The organism is uncultured Campylobacter sp., assembly GCF_938045465.1.
GTDB lineage: Bacteria > Campylobacterota > Campylobacteria > Campylobacterales > Campylobacteraceae > Campylobacter_B.
In genome coordinates, this window is the sequence record NZ_CALIBF010000125.1 from 1 (window position 1) to 1,509 (window position 1,509).

Annotated in this window: 1 protein-coding gene; it reads right to left on the reverse strand. The window is 45.5% G+C overall.

Annotated features, from left to right (window positions below; genetic code table 11):
• Positions 1 to 1,487, reverse strand: a 1,487-nt coding sequence (locus Q0413_RS06140; RefSeq protein WP_298988105.1) for a TonB-dependent siderophore receptor, incomplete at its 3' end; no start/stop codon positions are given.
• Positions 1,488 to 1,509: the final 22 nt, after the last annotated feature.

The window sequence follows — 1,509 nt, forward strand, 5'->3', positions numbered from 1 at the left end:
CCCGCAAACACTTTCCAACTATCCGTTATCTCTCCTTGCGCCTCTACATCGACGCCTCTGCTTCGCACCTTGCCCTCGGCGATAGAGTAATTCGTATTTAGCGGATCTTGAATAGCTCTATTTTCTTGGATTATCTGAAATAGCGCAATGCTGGTATTTAACGCGCCTTCAAAATACTCGCCCTTTACGCCGGTTTCTACGTTGTATCCAACTACGGGATCTAATATCTCACCGTTTCTGTCGGTAGAACTTTGCGGTTTAAAAATTTCCGCATAGCTTACATACCAGCTGTGATTTTGCGTAAAATCCCACGTTAGCCCCGCATACGGCGCAAAATGTACTTTCGTAGGTCTGTCTCGCTTGCCGGTCTCGTTCGGATAGATATAGTCTTTCAGATAGGCGTTATATTTTACTCTGGAATATCGTCCGCCCAATAATATATGCCAATCCTCGCTGAGATTGTATCTGGTGCCTAGGCTAATAGCAGATTGATAAATTCTATTGTATTGCGTATAATCCTGGGCAAGGCTGCTTCGATTGTTCCAATCAGGCTCTAGGATCAAGTCTTTGTTCCAGTTGTAAATACCCATTCCAAGCGAGTTTAGAGTTAAATTTGTCGGATATTTTCTATTGTTGCTAAATTTTTCTCTCGATGCCGAGCCGTCTATAAAGAATTCGTGTTTGTTGCCGAAAAGCTCATACTTACCTTCGAGCCCGATTTTCGCGGCGACCTCTTTGGAGGTATTTTCATATTTTTGTCTCCTTACATTATGCGACGTAGTGCCGTTATAAGGATTTACTCCGCCTAGGGAGCCAAATTTAAACATACCTTTGCTATCGGTATAATTCACTTTCACGTAGGCTTTCGTATCGTCGCTCAATTCATGGCTTAGCTCGGTAAAGGCGTTGTATTTTCTATACTCGCTTCTATCCCAATTCGAGCCGAAATAGCTTTTGCGGCTTAAATTTAAAAGATTTCCCCGCTCGTCTATAACCGGAACGCCGAAAACATCATAAACGCCTCTTGATTTTTGATAGATCACGCCCGTGCTTAGCAAAGTCTTCTCACCGATGTCAAAGTCAAATAATCCACCCACCGCGCTGCGCCAGCCGTTAGCGTAATGTTTGTAAGCGCCCTCTTTGCCTGCTACGCCGATCAAGCGTCCGCGCACGGTGCCGCTTTGATTTATCGCATCCGTTACGTCGATCATGCTACGGTAATTATCCCGACTTCCGCCGCTTAGGCTTGCGTTAAAACCAAATTCATCGCTAGGGCGCTTACGAACTAAATTTACCGTACCGCCGGGCTCGCCGTTACTTTGAGTAAGCCCCGCTACACCGCGCAAAACCTCGACGCGGTCGTAAAAAGCAAGATCGGTAAATTCTTTTGAAAAGCCCAAAGGACCTTGCACAGAGGAGGAAACCGAGCTAATCATTCCGTCTTCTTGGATATTATCTATATCAAATCCGCGCGAGTTTATACGCATTCTGCCGCTGTCGTTACGCAGC